The 993-nt window shown below is 63.9% G+C and carries 1 protein-coding gene; it reads left to right on the top strand.

Annotated elements, in window-relative coordinates; all coding sequences use genetic code 11:
- Positions 1-185 precede the first annotated feature (185 nt).
- Positions 186-959 (top strand): transposase family protein, encoded by a 774-nt coding sequence (locus ACFHWU_RS29205; RefSeq protein ID WP_416592312.1) that lies wholly within the window; start codon positions 186-188, stop codon positions 957-959.
- Positions 960-993 lie beyond the last annotated feature (34 nt).

Here is a 993-nt window from a genome sequence, read left to right as displayed (position 1 = left end):
CTGGAGGACTTCCCAATAGGCTTCGAGCCGATTGGCACCGAGGTTCGTCGATGTTACGTGGGGTGACGGTCTGTGGTGTGACCAAGTTGGGCGTGTCGCTTGTGGAAACGGCGGCCGGCGACGTCTAGATCATCTGGGTTGTGTGGACTCAAACGATCGACGGCCGGCCGTCGCGCTGCCAGCGTATGACCGGACTGGATTCCGATCAACTGGACTGGCTGTACGAGCAGGTGGACGCGCTGGTCGACTGGGACCTGCCGGTGGGGCGCCCTCGGGCGTTGCCGCTGTACACGGCGTTGGTGCTGGTGTTGTTCGGGCTGCGGCACAATCTGGCGCCGGACGTGATCGGTGAGGTTTTCGGCTGCGGTTCGACGACCGTGGAGCGGTATCAGGAGGAGTTGGAGCCGCTGGTGGACATGGTGTTGACCCCGTTGTACGAGCGGGTCCGTGACCGGGCCCGTCGGGACGCGGTCCTGGTCGATGGTCTGGTCGTGCCGGTCGGGGAACGCGACGGCGTCGACGGGTTGTTCTCCGAGAAGAAGGGCTTCTGTGGGCAGAACGTGCAGGTGGTGGCCAACCTCGCCGGGCGGGTGGTCGATGTGGGTGATCCGTGTCCGGGTGGCATGCACGACCGGAAGGCGTTCGACGTGTCCGGGATCGCCGCCCGTTGGGCCGGCCACCACGCCCCCGGCGGGCCCGGGATGATCGGTGACAAGGGGTATCAGGGTGCCGGCATCGTGAGTCCGTACAAGAAGCCTCGGGGTCGGGAGTTGACCGAGGTCCGACGCGCGTGCAACACCGCACTCAACCGGCTTCGCGCCGCCGTTGAACGCGCTGTCGCCCACCTGAAGTGTTGGAAGGTCCTCAAGACCGGGTTCCGCAGATCGTTGGAACACTTTCCTGCCACATTACGTACGGTAACGAAGTTGGAGATCTTTCGCATTTACGGATTACGTTGAGAAGCCCGGTAATAGTTTCGGGAAGTCCTCCTGG

Source organism: Micromonospora sp. LOL_015 (genome assembly GCF_048060275.1).
Classification (GTDB): Bacteria; Actinomycetota; Actinomycetes; order Mycobacteriales; family Micromonosporaceae; genus Micromonospora_E.
The sequence above is the reverse complement of the archived record's forward strand: the minus strand, read 5'-3'. Positions and strand labels throughout refer to the sequence as shown.

Excerpts from the sequence above, each read along its gene's own strand:
- ACFHWU_RS29205 (WP_416592312.1), top strand. The coding sequence starts at position 186 with ATGACCGGACTGGATTCCGATCAACTGGACTGGCTGTACGAGCAGGTG.